17 protein-coding genes and 1 riboswitch are annotated in these 18773 nt (G+C 50.3%); of the genes, 5 read left to right on the forward strand and 12 right to left on the reverse strand.

What is annotated here, in order from left to right:
* Positions 1 to 74: 74 nt before the first annotated feature.
* Positions 75 to 1166, reverse strand: a complete 1092-nt coding sequence (locus tag BFJ94_RS07390) for a DUF3900 domain-containing protein (RefSeq protein WP_120462077.1) — start codon at positions 1164 to 1166, stop codon at positions 75 to 77.
* A 304-nt stretch (positions 1167 to 1470) separates the two neighbouring features.
* On the opposite strand from BFJ94_RS07390, the gene BFJ94_RS07395 reads away from it, so the two are divergent.
* Together BFJ94_RS07395 and xerS are read left to right on the forward strand one after the other, a co-directional pair.
* The gene (locus BFJ94_RS07395; RefSeq protein WP_120462078.1) at positions 1471 to 2139 is read left to right on the forward strand and encodes a spermine/spermidine synthase domain-containing protein; all 669 of its coding nucleotides are present in this window, start codon (positions 1471 to 1473) and stop codon (positions 2137 to 2139) included.
* A 6-nt stretch (positions 2140 to 2145) separates the two neighbouring features.
* A complete protein-coding gene (gene xerS / locus BFJ94_RS07400; RefSeq protein WP_120462079.1) occupies positions 2146 to 3231 on the forward strand; it encodes a tyrosine recombinase XerS in 1086 nt (361 codons plus the stop codon).
* Between the two features lie 13 nt (positions 3232 to 3244).
* On the opposite strand, the gene mobB is transcribed toward xerS, so the two are convergent.
* Genes mobB through BFJ94_RS07425 form a run of 5 tightly spaced genes read right to left on the reverse strand, consistent with a single transcriptional unit; the run spans position 3245 to position 7060 of the window.
* A complete protein-coding gene (gene mobB, locus BFJ94_RS07405) occupies positions 3245 to 3766 on the reverse strand; it encodes a molybdopterin-guanine dinucleotide biosynthesis protein B (RefSeq protein WP_120465139.1) in 522 nt (173 codons plus the stop codon).
* Positions 3766 to 5040 carry a molybdopterin molybdotransferase MoeA gene (locus BFJ94_RS07410; protein ID WP_120462080.1) on the reverse strand — a complete coding sequence of 425 codons (1275 nt, stop codon included), beginning with the start codon at positions 5038 to 5040 and terminating at the stop codon, positions 3766 to 3768. The genes mobB and BFJ94_RS07410 overlap by 1 nt, the downstream gene beginning before the upstream one ends.
* Positions 5037 to 5399, reverse strand: a complete 363-nt coding sequence (gene lpdD / locus BFJ94_RS07415; RefSeq protein ID WP_229716905.1) for a prenylated flavin chaperone LpdD — start codon at positions 5397 to 5399, stop codon at positions 5037 to 5039. The genes BFJ94_RS07410 and lpdD overlap by 4 nt, the downstream gene beginning before the upstream one ends.
* A 36-nt stretch (positions 5400 to 5435) precedes the next feature.
* Entirely contained in the window at positions 5436 to 6368 is a 933-nt protein-coding gene (locus tag BFJ94_RS07420) for a dihydroorotate dehydrogenase (RefSeq protein WP_120462081.1), read from the reverse strand.
* The gene (locus BFJ94_RS07425; protein ID WP_120462082.1) at positions 6365 to 7060 is read right to left on the reverse strand and encodes a dihydroorotate dehydrogenase electron transfer subunit; all 696 of its coding nucleotides are present in this window, start codon (positions 7058 to 7060) and stop codon (positions 6365 to 6367) included. The genes BFJ94_RS07420 and BFJ94_RS07425 overlap by 4 nt, the downstream gene beginning before the upstream one ends.
* 227 nt (positions 7061 to 7287) lie before the next feature.
* Between BFJ94_RS07425 and BFJ94_RS07430 the strand changes: the two genes are divergently transcribed.
* A complete protein-coding gene (locus tag BFJ94_RS07430) occupies positions 7288 to 8097 on the forward strand; it encodes a polysaccharide deacetylase family protein (RefSeq protein WP_229716904.1) in 810 nt (269 codons plus the stop codon).
* Positions 8098 to 8152: 55 nt separating this feature from the next.
* Here BFJ94_RS07430 and BFJ94_RS07435 read toward each other — a convergent pair whose 3' ends face one another.
* The 4 genes from BFJ94_RS07435 to BFJ94_RS07450 all read right to left on the reverse strand — a co-directional run bounded on the left by BFJ94_RS07435 (position 8153) and on the right by BFJ94_RS07450 (position 11794).
* On the reverse strand, positions 8153 to 8860 hold the full coding sequence (locus BFJ94_RS07435) for a 3D domain-containing protein (RefSeq protein ID WP_120462083.1): 708 nt from the start codon (positions 8858 to 8860) through the stop codon (positions 8153 to 8155).
* Position 8861: 1 nt separating this feature from the next.
* Positions 8862 to 9073: riboswitch (cyclic di-AMP (ydaO/yuaA leader) on the reverse strand.
* Between the two features lie 424 nt (positions 9074 to 9497).
* The gene (locus BFJ94_RS07440; protein WP_120462084.1) at positions 9498 to 10220 is read right to left on the reverse strand and encodes an amino acid ABC transporter ATP-binding protein; all 723 of its coding nucleotides are present in this window, start codon (positions 10218 to 10220) and stop codon (positions 9498 to 9500) included.
* Complete coding sequence (locus BFJ94_RS07445; protein WP_120462085.1) at positions 10207 to 10869, reverse strand: amino acid ABC transporter permease; 663 nt, start codon at positions 10867 to 10869, stop codon at positions 10207 to 10209. Before BFJ94_RS07445 ends, BFJ94_RS07440 begins: the two co-directional genes overlap by 14 nt.
* Positions 10870 to 10972: 103 nt before the next feature.
* Positions 10973 to 11794: a transporter substrate-binding domain-containing protein gene (locus BFJ94_RS07450; RefSeq protein ID WP_120462086.1), complete on the reverse strand. Its 822-nt coding sequence runs from the start codon at positions 11792 to 11794 to the stop codon at positions 10973 to 10975.
* Positions 11795 to 12069: 275 nt separating this feature from the next.
* On the opposite strand from BFJ94_RS07450, the gene BFJ94_RS07455 reads away from it, so the two are divergent.
* Entirely contained in the window at positions 12070 to 13815 is a 1746-nt protein-coding gene (locus BFJ94_RS07455; RefSeq protein ID WP_120462087.1) for an alpha-glycosidase, read from the forward strand.
* 72 nt (positions 13816 to 13887) lie between these two features.
* On the opposite strand, the gene glgA is transcribed toward BFJ94_RS07455, so the two are convergent.
* Together glgA and glgB are read right to left on the reverse strand one after the other, a co-directional pair.
* Positions 13888 to 15318, reverse strand: coding sequence for a glycogen synthase GlgA (gene glgA, locus BFJ94_RS07460; protein WP_120462088.1), 1431 nt, complete (start codon positions 15316 to 15318; stop codon positions 13888 to 13890).
* Positions 15315 to 17291, reverse strand: a complete 1977-nt coding sequence (glgB, locus tag BFJ94_RS07465; protein ID WP_120462089.1) for a 1,4-alpha-glucan branching protein GlgB — start codon at positions 17289 to 17291, stop codon at positions 15315 to 15317. Before glgB ends, glgA begins: the two co-directional genes overlap by 4 nt.
* A 222-nt stretch (positions 17292 to 17513) precedes the next feature.
* Between glgB and BFJ94_RS07470 the strand changes: the two genes are divergently transcribed.
* Complete coding sequence (locus BFJ94_RS07470) at positions 17514 to 18734, forward strand: glucose-1-phosphate adenylyltransferase (protein ID WP_120462090.1); 1221 nt, start codon at positions 17514 to 17516, stop codon at positions 18732 to 18734.
* Positions 18735 to 18773 lie beyond the last annotated feature (39 nt).

Raw genomic sequence — 18773 nt, forward strand, 5'->3', positions numbered from 1 at the left:
AAAAAGCGCTTATTTGGCGGAATCCATACCGCAGCAAATAAGCGCATGCTTGTTATGAGGCTAATCGCTCTATTTTAAAAAGGAGGCAGGTCATCTTCCTCGGGCTTCTTCTCCATGATCCGCTGGGCCACAATCTCGAACGGGTCCGGCTGCAACAGCTCTACAGGGGAAAAAGCTTTATCAAACGTGATTGAATCGCCTTCGAGGATGACCGCGTAACGGCCATTCACCCTGGCGATATGAACCTCGTTGCCGAAATCGGCCAGCTTGCCCTTGACTACCGTATCCCCGATCCTGAATTTCAGCTCAATCTCCGGCTTGATCTCCACGATCCGTTCGGCTGCCTCGATCACTTCCGTCGGCTCCCATTTATCCTGAATGACTCTCTTCTCACTCGCTGCCCATAGCTCGATCTCCTTCTCCACCTGCTGGCGTTCCTCTTCATTCTCATCCGGCCATTTGGTCTCCACATAGGTCTGGACGAACTCCATCACCTGTTCATTAACGATTTCCGGGATCGACATTTCATAGGTGACGAAGCGGAGGAAATCTTCGAAATATTTAGCGTGGGAGGACTGATGGATCTTCAGCTCCCATTCATCCACCATACCCTCTTCATACATATACGGATATAGGATCGATTTCATATTTCGCGCGCTGATCGCCATCTCCACCTTGCTGATCAGGCTGTGTTCATCGGAAATCCGGGCAATCTTCGGTTCAAAGTCACATTTCAGCACGAAGATATACGGGTCCTCCGAATATTTCTCCAGCTTTGCCTGGACTACGATCAAGGCGCCACCGCGAACCGAGCTCGCCTCCAGATAGCCCCGGACCAGATCATCACAAGCATTCTTGTAATCCTCCTTGTCCTCGGCGCCGCGCAGCCGGGCGAACATATTGAAGTTCGGATTGCTGTCCAATTCATAGCCAGGCTCAACGATAAAGCGACCGATTTTCGTAGGAGCCTGCTCCACCACAGGATTCTTCTCTACCTTGCGCTTGGCGATCCTGGTGAACTCTCCATCGAGGAATGAGCGGATCTCACTCTCCAGATATTCATAGCCGTCCATCGTCTGAAAGTGCTTGTAATTCTTGACGGTCTGGCCTTCCTTCCCTTCTACCTGAATGACAAAGAATGATAAGTAATTAACCGTAAATTTCATGAAATGATAACCCCTTTACGTACCTGAAAAAATCCGTAGCAGACAACAGCTCATTATATCACGAAAAACGTTGGAATAGGGCTTTAAATCTGCCTTCCTTTTTGTAACAGAGCGGAGTTGTAGCTAGATAAACTGAGAATGGGCATAAAGGATGGATGTGCAAAAAACGTATTTAGGTTTTCTATTATGAATTTTTCATATGATGTAATTTTATAACGATAAACAATGATATTGCTATTTCTCGGCCGCTATCGTGTACAATAGATGTTGAACTCATACTTTCTAGCAAAGGAGATGCGCTCTCATGAATCATAGCAACGTCCCCGCTGAAATTATCGAGCGGGCCAATACACCCAGAGGCGAAATCCAGCTGCAACGTAGGGGGGAAAATTACGAAATCATCAGCAACGGCACATTTCTTATGGCGACTTATAATGGAGAATCAGAGCGACTGCTCGTCCGCAGCGCCTTGCAATATGTATCACAGCCCAAGCATGTATTAATCGGCGGATTAGGAGTCGGTTTCTCGCTGCAGGAAGCGCTGCTTGACCCTCGCATAGAACAGGTCACTGTCGTAGAGATTGAGCAGAAAATCATCGACTGGAACCGCACGGAGCTGGCTGATGTCTCTGACCGGGCTCTCGAGCACCCCAGGACCAGGCTGGTTCACGCGGATCTTATCGAATGGATTGGAACGACCCGCGATAAATTCGATCTGGTCTGCCTCGATATCGATAACGGACCGGATTGGAAAGTGTTCGAGCAGAACCACTCGCTCTATCACGAGAACAGCTTCGATATATTATACCGACTGCTGCAGCCCGGTGGCTGCATTACATTTTGGAGCGCCACAGCTTCTTCGCAGTTTGCGCAGCGGATGGAGCGTTATTTTGGCCAGGTCGAAGTGCTTGAAGTGAAGCAATCCCGCGGGGAACCGGATTATATATTTCTCTCTCGCAAGTCGGAGGTGTAGTGACGAATGAATGTACAAAAAGTAATCGACCGCAAGAAGCTGGACGAAAGAATCGTCCACATGCCCTGGTTCGTGCAGCAGTTCATCGATTATAAGCTGCCGGACCTCTCCCCCTCCACACTGTTAGAGTATGTTCGCGACTATGAGCAGTTCTTCGGCTGGATGCGCGCCGAGGGCTTGTCTGTCGCCGACAATAACGGGGGGGTTACCCTGCTGGAGCTGGAGACGCTGCGGATGGAGAGTGTGGTAGGCTATCGGCTGCATTTGACGACAAGGACCGAAGGGACGAACTCCCGCATTACCGTAGCACGCAAAATGTCCTCGCTGCGCTCTCTGTTTCATTATTTGAGCCAGATCGCCGAGGATGAGAACTTCTATCCGTTATTGAAGCGCAACATTATGGCCAAGGTGGAAATCAAGCGGATTCATAAGCCGAAGGATACCGCGGCCAAGCTGAAGGGGAAAATCCTTGAAGAGGATGAATTGATCGAATTCATCAGCTATATTGCCGAGGGGTATGGACATGACATCGAGAACAATAAGCAGGCGCTCTATTCCTACGAGCATAATAAGGAGCGCGATGCCTGTATCGCCAGCCTCATTCTGAATTCCGGGCTGCGGGTATCCGAAGTCGTCAATCTGAATGTCGATGATCTCGATCTGAACAATAAATTGCTCCAGGTCTACCGCAAAGGCAATAATGACGAGACCTTCAAGACTCCGGTCTATTTCCGCGAGCAATCGAAGGATGACCTCGTTCACTATTTGACGCTGAGACAATCCAGATACCGCACCCCGAAACGGGAAAAAGCCCTCTTCGTCGCTCTGCCCAACGGTCATACCGAAGGCAAGCGAATGACGAAGAGAGCCATCCAGGCGATGATTATCAAATATGCGAAACGCTTCGGCAAGCCTTATCTAACCGTACATAAGCTGCGCCATTCGTTCGCGACCGATTACTATTTGCAAAATGATATCTATAAGACCAAGGAACAGCTTGGACACGCTTCGACCGAGACAACCGAGGTATATGCCCACTTGACCGACAAGACGATGTCCGAAGCGATTGAGCGACGGGTTGATAGTCAATAGGACGACCGACGCTCTATGGGGCTGGGGATGCAATTCCTGCTTCCCTGGCAATCCAAGCTGCGATTTGCTGCGACTCATCCGCGCCAAAATGAAGCGGTGGGGCAGCGATAGCTCTAACACGTGACCCGTCTTGATTCCGCGTCACATAGGCTCTGACCTGGCTTAGCTCCTGTAGCAGAGACAGGTCCTCCCGGCCCCGGAGCAGCACAATCTTCGGATACGCTTCCCTCTTGAAGCCCTCTACCAAGATCAGATCATAGCACTTGAACCGCTCGATCAGCTGCACCAGTGAGGTCGCCTGTTCCTCAATTACCGCCGTCCGGTAAGGCGAAGTGATGGCAATCGCGGCCGCACCATGCTGATGATGCGAATAGGTGTCGGTTCCTTCGCGATCCATCTCAAAGCCATGCGCATCATGCTTAATCACAGCCACCTGCAGATTCATAGCTTTGAAGCTCTCCAGTAATTTGCCGATCAGCGTCGTCTTCCCACTATTCTTATACCCGACGATCTGGATCACTGCCGATTTACTCATCACCATGCGGCGCCAGACAGCTTCAGCGCTTTTACCTTCTCCCCAGCCTGTATCCCGGTGGTCGTCGGGGGGATTACGATCAGAACATCGCTATCCTTAATCGTAATCATCACACTCGATTCATCGAGCAGCGCCGGATAGACGACCGGCTTCCCGGTAGATAGCTCCAGCCGCCCCCTTACAAAACGGGTGAAGTTGTTGATTTTCGGATAATCTGCCCCCAGCTCCGCTTCAATCTCTGGCAGAAAAGGCTGCGGCCTGCCCAGCATCCCGCCGATCAGCGGTCGCACGAACAGCTCAAAGCCCACAAAACAGGCGCCAGGATTGCCGGAAAGAGCAAATAGTAGCTTGCCGTCCTGTACGGCAGCAGTCGTAACACTACCGGGACGCATCATAACCTTGTTGAACAGCAACTCGACATCCGGCCCCTTGACCAGATCGGCCATAATATCATAATCACCAACGGATACTCCTCCGGTCGTGATGACGATGTCATAGCTGGCCAAAGCCTCGGAGATGATCTGCCTTGCCCGGTCTAGCTGATCCGGGATCGCTTCCAGCAGATGAGGCTCCCCGCCGGCCTCGGCGATCTGGCAAGCCAGCATATACGTGTTGCTGTTGCGGATCTTGCCATCCTGCAGCGGCTCTTCAACCTTGAGCAGCTCAGAGCCGGTGGAGAGCACCGCGACCTGCGGACGCCGCATCACTGGAACCTCGGCCAGGCCGAAGGTAGCCAGCACCGAGATTTCTCCGGCAGATATTTTACAGCCTTTATCCAGCAGCTTGTCTCCATCCGCAACCTCAAAGCCGACCGGAGTAATGTTCTTCCCCGGCGGGATCTCCCGTATTAACTTAACATAAGTCACGCCGTCCTGTACCTTCTGTTCCGTCATTTCCAGCATGACGACCGTATCCGCCTCATCCGGCACCTTCGCCCCGGTCATGATCCGGGCGGCAGTACCCGGGAGGATCTGAATGGCGGGCAGGCTCCCACAAGGGATCTGATCGACAACCTCGAGTAGAACCGGCTGCTCCGCACTGCAATTCTGAGTATCCCCGCTAATAATCGCATAACCGTCCATCCCTGAGCGACGAAAATACGGATAAGGATGCGGTGCATAAATATCCTCAGCCAATATCCGTCCTGCGGATTCAGTAATCTTCACCCGTTCTATACCGCTTGTAGCTACAAAAGGCATAATTCTAGCTTGCGCTGCCGCGGCAGAAATCGCCTGGCGGTGAAATTTATCTCCAGTTGATGCTTCCTTATTCATCTCTCTATTCTCCTTCCATCGGCTTGCCCCTCATACTCGGAACAGGTGCTTAAATAATCTCTGAAAATGGCATCTGTACGAGCCGAGACTTCGACGATTTCAGCCTTGCTTAAATGATCATAATGAATTCCCATAATGACCGTGACTGTACGCCTTAGCTCCTGAGCAGCCTGATGGGCCATGCCAGCGGTTAAGACATGCTCTTTGTGGCCTGGCACTGCGGAAGTAATAACCTCTATCTTCTCTCCACTCCAGTATGCTGTGGATGTCGCCCCTATATGAGCAGCCCCGCCAGTAATCAATATCGCGAGATCTCGCCCCATAGGAACAGCCTGTAGCTTAATATCTTCAAATGCCATGTTTGCCTGCCTCCTAAGAACATCCTTGCTATTATTCTATAGGATGCCGCGGATTTCGTCCAAGCAGGATATCTTCTCGGAGATCATGAACTGTTCTAACTGCCCCAGCAGATCCTCTCCAGCACGTAAATTCATAAAATTATAGGTTCCGACCTGAGTAACCGTCGCTCCGGCCATAATAAACTCGATGATATCTGTCGCACTGCAAATTCCGCCCATGCCCATCACCGGGATGGAGACGGCTTGGCTGACCTGATGCACCATGCGCAGCGCAATCGGCTTGATCGCAGGCCCGGACAGACCCGCATAGAGATTATTGAATACGCTGCGGCGTTTATATATATCTATCTTCATGGCGGAGAAAGTATTGACCAGCGACACTCCGTCCGCCCCTTCCTGTTCGCACATCACGGCCATACTGACGATGTCCTCGGCATTTGGGGATAGCTTGATGACGAGCGGAAGTGTTGTCGCAGCGCGAACCTTGCGGACGACCTCGCGCGCCGTCTCCGTCTGGATGCCATAAGCCATCCCGCCCGCCTTCACATTCGGACAGGAGATATTCAGCTCGATCATATCGACCGCAGGCTTGCCTGCAAGCTGTCTTCGCTTCGCATCCGCTTCGATCAATTCCGCCCCTTCTACATAATCCTGAACGGTGTTTCCGCCCAGATTGACAATGCGGACAAGCTCCATCTGCTCCCAGCGCGGACATTCATCACGGAGGAATGCCTCTACTCCCGGATTCTCCAAGCCGACGCTATTCAATAGACCAGACGGTGTCTCAAAGACCCGAATCCCCTCATTACCTGCCTTAGGCTGCAGGGTCAAGCCTTTGCCAGAAATACCCCCAAGGCGGTTAATATCATAAATCGCACCGTATTCCTGTCCAAAACCGAAGGTTCCCGACGCCATCACGATCGGATTCTTAAAGGTCAGCTTGCCAAAAGAACATGATAAGTCGATCATTCGAACACTACCTCCTCAGCTGGGAATACTGGACCGTCTGTACAGGCCTTCTTCCGTTTATCTTTGCATTTCACGCTGCATACGAGACATGCTCCGATTCCGCAAGCCATCCGATTCTCCAACGATACATATACTTTAGCCCGGCCGGAGGAAGCCTGTTGCTTACGCTGCACCGCATGCAGCATCGGATGCGGTCCGCAAGCGATAATTGTGTCATAGGCATCAAAATCCACATCATCCAGGATGACTCCGCCCACATTGACATGTACCTGCCCGCTTGCTGCCTCGCGGAACTCCTCTACCATATAAGGCTCGCGGCTGAAGCCAAGATATACTTCGGCCGCCGGCACCTGCCGCAGGGCATAATAAAACGGGGCAATACCGATTCCCCCGCCAATAAAGGCTGTCTTGCCCTCCGGAGCCGTAAATCCGTTCCCCATTGGACCTTCGAGGGTAAGCTTGTCTCCCTTTTTCAATCGCGAGAGCAATGCTGTACCTTCCCCGACCACCAAATATAGAAATTCAATTCGTTCAGGCGTAATGTCAAAAATACTGAGCGGCCTGGACAGCAGCGGATAATTGTCCCAGGCGCGAATCATGTAAAACTGGCCCATCCTCCCGGCGAATTGACCGGCGACAGCCAGACGAAATACTCCTGGTGATACCTCGATATTGGATATTACTTCCGTCAATTTGTTCAGTCCCCTTTCTGTATCGTAGACGCCTGTTTTCGCTTATGTTCAGACACTTCATCTTAAGATGCAATTTTTTCACCCATCAGTCTGTGACAAACCTCACTACAATATCAACAGGTGAATAAATGAAGCGTTTTCTCGCAAAATTAATAATTCCATCATAATATTGGTCGAATATGGGCATACCAAAACATGACATTTATTTTTGGAGAAGAGGTAATGCTATGTCCACAGGGCTTAAACGCTGGATGATCGTCATCACAATACTGCTTCTGCTGTTCCCGAGCTCCGGGAGCATGCAAGCCGAACGGTCGTCACCGGGTGCACCGGGTGCGGAGGACACGGCACCTACATCCACAGAGGCCAGCACCAAGCCGCTTAATCTGGCGGAACTGCAGCGCAAGTATTCCGAGACCTTCGTATTCCGCGGTCCCCGGGTCAAGCAGGTGGCTCTCACTTTCGATGATGTGCCTGATCCCCGCTTTACCCCGCAGGTGCTGAAGATTCTGAAGCGTGAAGGAGTCAAGGCGACCTTCTTCGTCGTAGGCAGCCGGGCCAAGAAGCACCCGGATCTTGTGCGCAATATTCATAAGGATGGCCATATCATCGGCAACCACTCCTATACTCACCAGCAATTCAAGAAACATACGCTCGCTGAGTTCCAATCCGAAATTCTGCGCACCGAGAAGGTGATTCAGAATATCGTCGGTTACCGTCCGAGACTGATTCGACCCCCGTACGGCGATATTAACGAGGCACAGGTACGCTGGGCCAAGCGTCATAACTACCGGGTTGTGAACTGGAACGTCGATTCTCTCGACTGGAAAGGTCTCGACAAGGAGAAGGTCAAGCAGAATGTACTGGAAACCGTAGGACCCGGATCGATTGTATTGCAGCATGCCGGAGGCGGCTATGGCACCGATCTGAGCGGGACGATAGAAGCACTGCCTGAGATCATTCGCGAGCTCAAAGCCAAAGGGTATCAGTTCGTGAATGTGGCGACGATGCTGCAGACCGAGAAGCATAAATTATGATACAAAACGGGCCGCACCAGATTGAGAAAATCCGGTACGGCCCTGTTTATTGCTTCTATTTTAATACGTATAGCTTAACTTCCTGATATCCAAATTGATTCACGAATGACGGGCTGCCTGGAATGAAAATATCGATTCGCTTTCCTTTAATCGCGCCCCCGATATCCGTGGCCGTAGCAACGAACGCCTTCTTCGGCAAGCCATCATGACTATGTCCGGTGACCAGCACCTTGGTTCCCAGCGGAATGACCTTCGGGTCAACGGCGATCGTTCCGAGCTTAAGCGGATTACCATAGAAATCTACCGCGCCATAGCCGCCATTCTCACTCGGTGCCGAGGAGTAAGCAGATGCCTTCACATCGACGGTTTTGCTATAATTGAAGCTCTTGCCCCAGGCTTCGACGATCTTCTGATCAGCAAGCACGTTGAGCGTTGGCAGAATCGCTGCTGGGCTCGTAGACGCCGCCTTCACCTCAGGGGCAGCTGCCTTAGTACTGTTGCTATTATCGCTATTGCTATCATCAGGAATTGTGATACTAAGGCCCTCGTAGATATTCGTAGCCTTAACGGATGGATTAGCTGTAATCAGCTTGTCCATCGACACTCCATATTGCTTCGACAGAGTATAGAAGGTATCTCCTTCCTTCGCTGTATGTAACGAGTCAGCCAGCGCAGGAACGGTCTGCATCGCTCCGAATAATCCGGCAGTGATCATCGCCGTCTTCATAATACGCTTGAAAGTCCATGTATGTTGTTTCTTCATGTTGTCCTCCTTTTATGCGCCTGCGGAGTTAGTTGTCGGATTCGGGAAAGGAAGTTCCCTACGCAAGGAAGTAACAATCTTTTTAATAATTTGTTACTATTCTACCTGCGCTTCACCCCAAGAATGCTAATCTGGTATCGCTCCATTATCAGACTAGCTCTTCGTTAAATCGTCCCCCGCACTTGTTCTAGCAAGTTTCGGCCTTTTGAATATATCACAACTTTGTAACCAATAGCTCATGTAATTGTTACCATTTTCGCACAAAGCCTGATACGACGCGGATTTCCACAACTAAAATAATGACAAAAATTACGTCATCTTCGTAGATTATAGACTAGTGAAAGTGGGCTGGTGGCTGTTGAGTCTTGGTGAGTTAGCTGAGTAAGTTAGAGTAGTAGAGTAATAGAGTTTCATGTGAGGGGCGAGAGCTAAGTTTAAGGGAAATTAGTCGATACATTCGTTCGTAGGAGCTAGTACGAGGCAAATTACTGCGCATGGTGGGGAAAATTTGGATATGGTGCATCTAGTGTGTGAATTCCTGCGAAAGTGCATCTTTTTCCTCCGTTTTAGTTCGATTGCGGAGAAATCAAGTGAAAAAGCCTGCATTTCTGCAGGCTTTTTCACAAAGCTTTACTGGTTAAAGCACCTTGCTCAAGAATTCCTTCGTCCGCTGCTGCTGAGGCGCACCGAACAACTGCTCAGGTGGACCTTGCTCCAGTATCTGGCCTTGATCCATGAAGATAATGCGGTCGCCGACTTCGCGAGCGAAGCCCATCTCATGGGTGACGATCACCATCGTCATCCCTTTGTCAGCCAGCTTCTTCATGACATCGAGCACCTCGCCGACCATCTCGGGATCGAGCGCTGATGTCGGCTCATCGAACAGCATCACATGCGGCTCCATCGCCAGCGCTCTGGCGATCGCAATCCGCTGCTTCTGCCCGCCGGAGAGCTGCGAAGGATAAGCATCCCGCTTATCCTGCAGACCGACCGTCTGCAGCAAATCCATCGCGACCGCCTCCGCCTTGTTCTTCTCCATCTTCTTCACACGGATCGGCGCCAGCGTAATATTGTCGAGCACCGTTTTATGCGGGAACAGGTTAAACTGCTGGAATACCATCCCCATCTTCTGGCGCGTCAAATTGATGTTATGCCCTCGTGACGTAATCGATTCGCCCTCGAACAGAATCTCACCGTCAGACGGAGATTCCAGCAAATTCAGGCAGCGTAGAAAAGTACTTTTGCCCGACCCGCTCGGACCGATCACGACGACGACTTCCCCTTGCGAGATTTCCAGGTCAATTCCCTTCAAAATATGAAGCTGACCGAATTTTTTATGCAAATTTTTAACGGTTATCACTGGCCTTCAACTTCCTTTCGAACACACCCAAGATCCGTGATAGTGTAAATGTCAGAATAAAGTAGATCACTGCGACGATCAGATACGGAGTCATCCCGTTATACGTAATGCCGACGACAGAGCCGGATTGGAAGATCAGCTCCGTCACCCCGATAATAGAGACGATGGAGGATTCCTTAATGATCGTAATGAACTCATTACCAATGGCCGGGAGCACCGACTTGATCGCCTGCGGAATGATGATGAACCTAAGCGACATCCCCTGCGTCATCCCTAGCGAACGTGCCGCTTCCCCTTGACCGCGATCTACGCCTTGAATACCCGCGCGGAAGATCTCCGCTAAATAAGCCGAGCTGTTGATCGACAGAGTAATCGCGCCCGATTGAATCGGCGTAAAATTAACACCGAATAATTGCGAGAAGCCATAATGAATAATTAATAATTGCACCATCATCGGCGTACCGCGCAGGAACTCTACCCAGGCATTGCCAAGGAAACGAACCATTTTCCAGGGCGACATCCGCACGAGAGCGATTAATAGCCCCAGAATAAAACCGCAAATGACACCGATCGCAGCCAGCAAGAGCGTATACTGCACACCGGTGAAGAAGTAGTCACGGTACTCCCAAAACATCGTAAAGAACTTCATAACTAGATCATTCCTCCCATTTCATCCGAACACTTGCAGAAAAAGAGAAAATAGCGAAAAGCTGCTCCGCTATTTTCTAAATTAGATCCATAAAGAGCCTTTTTTATTTCACTGCCAGTTCACTGGCGGCTTGAATGTATTCCTCCATGCTTCCATCTTCCATCAGGCGAGTCAGGGTAGCGTTCACCTTCTCAAGAAGCTCGTCATTGCCCTTCTTCACAGCGACGATGTATCCATCATCCTCTGCCTCCGGCTGCGCCTCTGCGATGGTCAGACCATCGATATTACTTACATATGCCTCAGCTACAGGGCCTTCGATAATGGCTACGTCTACACGACCTGTTTTAAGCTGCATCATAATATCTTGAGTTTTCGCCAGAGAAGTGATCTTGGCATCTTGGATCGTCTGCGCGATCTCCTCCTGGATCGAGCCCTTCTGAACGCCGATCTTCTTACCTACCAATGTATCGATCGTCTTGTAGCTGCCTTCTTCTCCAGCACGAGTGACAACCGCCTGCGTAGCCGTGAAGTAAATCTTCGACATGTCTACTTCCTTCTGACGATCAGGTGTAGGACTCAAACCGGAAATGGCAAAATCAATTCGACCGCTGTTCAATTCATTCATTAATGAAGAGAATTGAAGATCTTTGATTTGCAGCTCCGCGCCCAGATCCTTGGCAATCTCCTTAGCGATTTCAATATCGAAGCCGACGATTTCATCCTCGCCCTTCTCATTCTTAATATGGAACTCATATGGAGCGAAGTCTGCGCTTGTTCCGAGCGTAACTACCTTCTTGCCAGCATTGCCGTTATTTGCGGCACCCGACTCTGGCGCGTCTCCATTATTGTTTTTATTTTGTCCGCATGCTGCCAGCAAGCTGGTCACCATCAATAGAGCTATAATTAATGTTCCCCACTTTTTCATTTTCTCTCTCTCCTGTCTTTAGCGTTCTTTGATTACTTGGCAATTATAAATCACAATGCATATATATGCAAAGGTTAATTTCGATTTTCATAATTATTTCACAAGTAAAGCGCAGAAAACAGATCGTTTTTTTCCATAAACTCCATCATACTGCACATTTACGCACCAGCAATCACTTGAACGCGTTAAATCGTCAATGAATATTTATTAATCAAATCATGCATTATTCAATTTTTAGTCACTTGGACATAATATGACTAAGGAGTTGAACCTTTATGCTGCTAGAAGCTCTATATCATGTCCCTAGAGACAAATGGGCCTATGCCTACGACAATTCGACGATCCATCTGCGGATCAGAACGAAGCGCGATGACCTGGAGCAAGTGATTGCTATGACAGGGGACAAATATAATTGGGCCGGTACCTACCAGGAATATCCGATGGAGAAGGCCGCCCATGATCGCATGTTCGACTATTGGGAAGTGGCGGTGCGTCCCCGGTATCGGCGCTTGTCCTATGCTTTTAAGCTAGTTGCTGGCACCGAGACGATCTATATGCTCGATTCAGGACTTCAGCATGACCCTCCCTCACCGCCCGGAGAATGCTTCGAATTCCCGTATATTCATGAGATCGACGTATTCAAGGTACTGGAGTGGGCCAAGGAAGCTGTCTTCTATCAGATTATGCCCGAACGGTTCGCCAATGGCGATCCGGGGAATGATCCGAAGCCCGTAGAGGGCTGGGGAAAGACCCCGACCTATGATAATTTCTTCGGCGGAGATTTGCAAGGGGTGCTTGATCATCTGAATTATCTTGTTGAGCTAGGGATCAACGCGATTTACTTCACCCCCTTGTTCGTCGCGCCTTCCAACCATAAATATGACACGATCGATTACAGACAAGTAGACCCTCATTTTGGTGATAATGCGTTGCTGAAGAAGGTGGCCGAAGCCTGTCATGAACGTGGAATACGCGTCGTGCTCGATGCCGTCTTCAATCATTGCGGGGAACAATTTCCGCCCTTCCAGGATGTGCTGAAGCATGGCCAGAACTCTAAATATGCCAATTGGTTCCACATTAATGAGTATCCGGTGAAAATCAAGGACGGGCTCCCCACCTATGACACCTTCGGCTTCTTCGGCAATATGCCCAAATTCAACACCGCCAACCCGGAGGTGAAGGAATATTTGCTCGGTGTAGCTGAATACTGGATACAGGAGATCAAGCTGGATGGCTGGCGTCTGGATGTAGCTAATGAGATCGACCATCATTTTTGGCGGGATTTCCGTAATGTTGTCAAGAGAGCGAATCCAGAGGCTTACATTATCGGGGAGGTGTGGAGCGATTCCCTTAACTGGCTGCTGGGCGATCAGTTCGATTCTGTCATGAATTATCCTTTTGCTGACAAGGTGCTGGAGTTTTTCGGCGGTGGTATGGACGGCTACAGCTTCTCGAATGAAATGGGCTCGCTTATTATGCGCTATCCCCAGCAAACGAATGAAGTTATCTTCAATATGCTCTGCACACATGACACGCCGCGACTGCTTACCCGAGTTGGTGGGGATACCCGAAAGCTTAAGCTCTGTGTCGTCTTCCTGTTCACCTATATCGGCACGCCCTGCATATTCTATGGCGATGAGATCGGCTTGACCGGGAATGGTGATCCCGATTGCCGCAAGTGCATGGAGTGGGATCCGCAGAAGCAGAATAAGGAACTGCTCGATTTCTATATAATCATGATTGCCCTGCGCAAGAAGCATGCCGTATTGAGACAGGGGCGCTTCCGCTTCCTGCAGGCCAAGAGCGATAACCCCTGCATTATCTACGAACGTATGAATGATAGTATGCATTTCACGATTTGGATGAACAACACGGATAAGGCCTGCGTGCTCTCGCATCCGATTCAGACCAGTGACTGGCAGGATGCACTGACCGGAGAGAACGTCGCCCCCGAAGCAGGCACGATGAATATTAAGCTAGATCCGTTCGGATTCCGCATTCTGTATCGCAAAATACAATAAAGCCGGGTCACAGCAGGATACCATCAGTTGGCGCTACTCACTGATCGTATTCTGCTGTGCCCGGCTTATTTTCTATGCTTGCAAGCGCGCATAAATCTCCGCATATTGCTTGGCCGATTGCTGCCAGCTATAATCCCCAGCCATCGCATTCTTCACGATGCCTGCCCATATTTCCGGCTGCCTGTAGAACGAGACGGCTCTGTTCAATGTATATAGCAGATCATGGGCATTGAAGTTATGGAAGCTGAAGCCATTGCCCTCCCTGGTATATTCATTATATGAATGGACCGTATCATTCAGCCCCCCCGTCTCCCGCACGACTGGAATGCTTCCATAGCGCAGCGCCAGCAATTGGCTAATTCCGCAGGGTTCAAAACGCGAGGGCATCAGGAACAGATCGCTGCCGGCATAGATACGCCGAGACAGCTGATCGCTGAACAGAATCTTCGCCGCCAGCTTCTGTGGATGACGGAAGGCTGCTTCCCTGAACCAATTCTCATAGCTCTGGTCGCCCGTGCCAAGCAGCACGAATTGTACATCATTGTTATGAAGCCATTCATCCAAAATCCGCGTCAGTAGATCAAGCCCCTTCGGCTCGACCAATCGGGTTACCATACCGATCAGAGGAATCGCCCCGTTCTCAGGCAGACCGACCTCTCTCTGCAATTCCAGCTTGTTCTGCTGCTTCTTGGCCAGGCTACTGCGATATTTTACATAAATCTGATCGTCTGTCGCCGGGTTATACAACTGCGCATCAATCCCGTTCACAATTCCGGTGAGCCGATCTCCGAGCGAGCGCAGCAAACCGTCCATTCCATAACCATAGTAGGGAGTACGAATCTCGGATGCATAGGTAGGACTGACCGTCGTCACATGATCGGCATAGACCAGCCCAGCCTTCATGAAGCTGACATTCCCGTAGTATTCAACCCCATCCGCTGTAAAATAATGATCCGGAACACTAAGCAAATCGCCTAGCACCTCACGCGGAAATATGCCCTGATACAGTAAATTATGAATCGTATAGACCGTGCGGATTCCCTGATAGGCCTCATCCTCCCGAAAATGCTCCTTAAGCAGTAGCGGGATCATCGCCGTATGCCAATCATGACAGTGGAGAACATCCGGCCGAAATCCAAGGCGCGGCAGCAACTCCAGTACCGCCCGATTCAGGAAGGCGAACCGCTCCCCATCATCTCCGTAGCCATAGACCCCGTCCCGGCCAAAATAATACTCGTTATCGATAAAATAGACCGGCACACCCTCATGCACCAGATATTCAATGCCACCATACTGTCTGCGCCAGCCGACAGGCACCTCCATCTCCCCCAGATGCTGTAGCTGATCCGTGAATCTGGATGGGATGTCCTTATATTTAGGCAGCACAATACGCACATCATGCCCCGCCTCATGCAGCGCCTTCGGAAGCGCTCCGATCACATCGGCGAGCCCGCCTGTTTTGATGAACGGGAATACCTCTGCTGCGGCGAACAATATTTTCATAATATAGGCTTCCTCCTTGATGTTTTTTTGCCTGATCCTGGGACGGTCGGTCGATGCGACGGCTTAAGCCTACGCTCTGCTCTTACTACCAGCTTCCAGATCATTATGCTAAGCGGTGGGAGCGTCAGCTCGATGCTATTCTCATGCTCATGCCACGGCTTCGGCTCACTGTAGAGCGGAGCGATGCGTTTCTGCCCAACCCCGCCATAGCTCTCTTCATTGCTGTTGAACAGCTCGACGTACGTCCCTGCTCTAGGAACGCCAATTCGATAGCTCTCCCGCTGCACTGGCTGAAAATTAATAATAATTAGCAGCAGATCACTGGCCCGCCGCCCTTTGCGCATATAGCAGATTACGCTCTGTGCGGCATCATGTGGATTAATCCACTCATACCCAGTATGGACATGATCCTGCTCCCACAGCCCGGGCTCTCTTAAATAGAGATGATTCAAGGCGCGGGTATATTCCTGCATTTTATGATGCATTTCGTAATCCAGCAGCAGCCAGTCCAGCTCGGCCTGGTCTCTCCATTCTATGAACTGCCCGAATTCCCCGCCCATGAACAGCAGCTTCTTCCCCGGAGAGGTCATCAGATATCCGAGCAGAACCCTTAACCCGGCGAATTTCTGCTCATAGCTCCCCGGCATTTTGTTCAGCAGTGACTTCTTGCCGTGCACCACCTCATCATGGGATAGAGGAAGTGTATAGTTATCCGCAAAGGCGTACCAGATCGGAAAAGTAAGCAGATGATGCCGCATCGAACGATCCCCGAACTCGCTTTCAATATAAGATAAAGTGTCATTCATCCAGCCCATATTCCATTTATAATTGAAGCCAAGCCCGCCTTTGTCTACTGGCATCGTAACTCCCGGCCAGGAACTGGACTCCTCCGCCATCATGAGAGCATACGGGTGGTATTGGAATACCGCCCTATTCAGCTGCTTCAGAAAAGCGATCGCCTCCAGATTCTCCACGCCGCCGAGTTCATTGACCGGATGCTGCCCCGCCGATTTCTCGAAATCCAGCCGCAGCATACTCGTCACCGCGTCTACTCTCAGGCCGTCGAAATGATACATATCGAGCCAGAACAAGGCATTGGAGATCAGAAAAGACCTGACCTCCGGCTTGCCAAAATCAAAGCTCAGCGTTCCCCAGCCGGGCTTCTCCGCCTTCTCTTCATCCGCGTACTCGAACAGCGGTGTTCCATCAAATCTGCGCAAGCCATGCGCGTCCTTCGTGAAATGGCCAGGCACCCAATCCAGCAGTACGCCAAGCCCCGCCTGATGACAACGGTCCACGAAATACATCAGATCCTGCGGTTCACCATAACGGCTCGTCGGCGCATAATAACCCGTAATCTGATACCCCCAGGACAGATCATAAGGATGCTCGGCTAACGGCATCAATTCGATATGTGTATATCCCATCGATACAGCATAAGGGATGAGCAGATCAGCCATTTCCCGATATGTATAGAAGCTCCCGTCCTCCTTCTGGCGCCATGTTCCGAAATGAAGCTCATATATATTGAGCGGCCTATCGTACAAGGCTCGGCGTTTACGCAGCCATTTCCCATCCCCCCACTCATAGCCGGAAATCGACTTCACGATCGATGCCGTTGCCGGCCGTATCTCCGCATAATAAGCATACGGATCTGCCTTCAGGAATTTGCTTCCATCCGCTCCGATTATTTCATACTTGTAAAAAATTCCTTCCCCCACCCCCGGGAAAAAGCGACTCCAAAATCCCGATTCGGGTATCTTATATAATAAATCATTCTCCCCGTCCCACTGATTCCAATCGGAGACCACAGCGACTTGCTGCGCATGGGGAGCCCATACGGTGAATCGTACACCGGCCTGACTGTTCTCCACTGCAGGATGTGAACCGAGGATAAGATAGCTCCGGTAGAGCGTTCCTTCATGAAATAAATAAATATCATCCGCAGATATTATTCCTGTTCGTTCGGACAATGTATAATCACCCGCTTCTTCAAATAATTTTTATAGAGTTTGCTCTTAGCCGCTTCCTATTTAGGAATTTTGCGATAACTCCCGATCTTGAAAGTAAAAATGCTTCATTACAAAAATTATTGTAATAATTTCTGATAATTTCCATACCTTTAGTTTCAACAACATCATATCTAGTGTATGTAAGAACAACACAGTCCAAACCACACGGGAGGGAAAAAAGAAGTGAATAAAAAAAATTGTATCGCAATGCTGCTAGCTGGAGGTGAAGGTCGCAGGTTATCCCCCTTGACATCCAAGCTCGCCAAACCGGCCGTACCCTTTGGTGGCCATTACCGAATCATCGATTTTCCTCTCAGCAACTGCGTTAATTCAGGAATCGACACCATCGGTGTACTTACCCAATATGAGGCGGAATCGCTCCATGAACATATCGGCGCAGGAGAGGCCTGGAATCTCCCGCAGCATGCGAACGGCGGAATTTCCCTGCTGCCCTCTTATAACGCCGGCGTGAAGGAATATGCAGGTACAGCGGATGCCATTTATAAGAATATCGAATACGTGGATCAATTCCAGCCTGATCAGGTTCTGATCCTGTCAGGCGACCATATTTATCATATGGACTATCGCAGACTGCTTGATTATCATCTGACGGTGAACGCTACAGCGACGATCTCCGTGATGCCAGTGCCTTGGGAAGAGGCGCATCGCTTCGGTGTGATGACGACGGATGAACAGCAGCGAATTACAGAATTCGCGGAGAAGCCGAAGCATCCGGCCAGCAATCTGGCCTCGATGGGGATTTATTTATTCAACTGGGATTTCCTGAAGCAGCACTTGATCGCAGATGCCGCCGATTCCCATAGCAGCCATGACTTCGGCAAGGATCTGATCCCGAAAATGTTGTGCGGCAGCCAACCGCTTCATGCTTACGAATTCAAAGGATATTGGCGTGATGTAGGGACTGTTCACAGCCTGTGGGAAGCTCATATGGACTTACTGGCCGAGAATACCGAGTGGAGTCTAACAAATAATAAGGCTTGGCCGATGTACACGCAAGGAATGTCCGCTCCTCCATCCTTCCTGAACCACCAGTCGCAGATCAACAACTCGTTAGTGCATAGCGGCTGCGAGCTTGAAGGCCAGATTGAGCAATCCGTGATCTTCGGAGGAGCCTGCATCGGCCGCTCTACGAAGATTAAAGACAGCGTCATTATGCCCGGCGCCAAGATCGGCCGTAATGTCTTGATTGAGAAGGCAATTATCGGAGAAGGCTCAATTATTAAAGATGGAGCAGTCATCAAAGGAACTCTTGCCGAGATTATGGTTGTCGGCCCAGGTGAGACCGTCACAGCCAAGCCTACACTCATTCCACAGCCATCCAGGCTGCTTATGGAAGTATATGAGAAGACCCCTCGGCTCAGAGCAGAGGGCATGCCTTCCTGAACATCATAAAAAGGGACTCTCTAGAAGCAATTCAGAGAG

It is taken from the genome of Paenibacillus aceti (genome assembly GCF_003614185.1).
GTDB classification, from domain to species: domain Bacteria; phylum Bacillota; class Bacilli; order Paenibacillales; family Paenibacillaceae; genus Fontibacillus; species Fontibacillus aceti.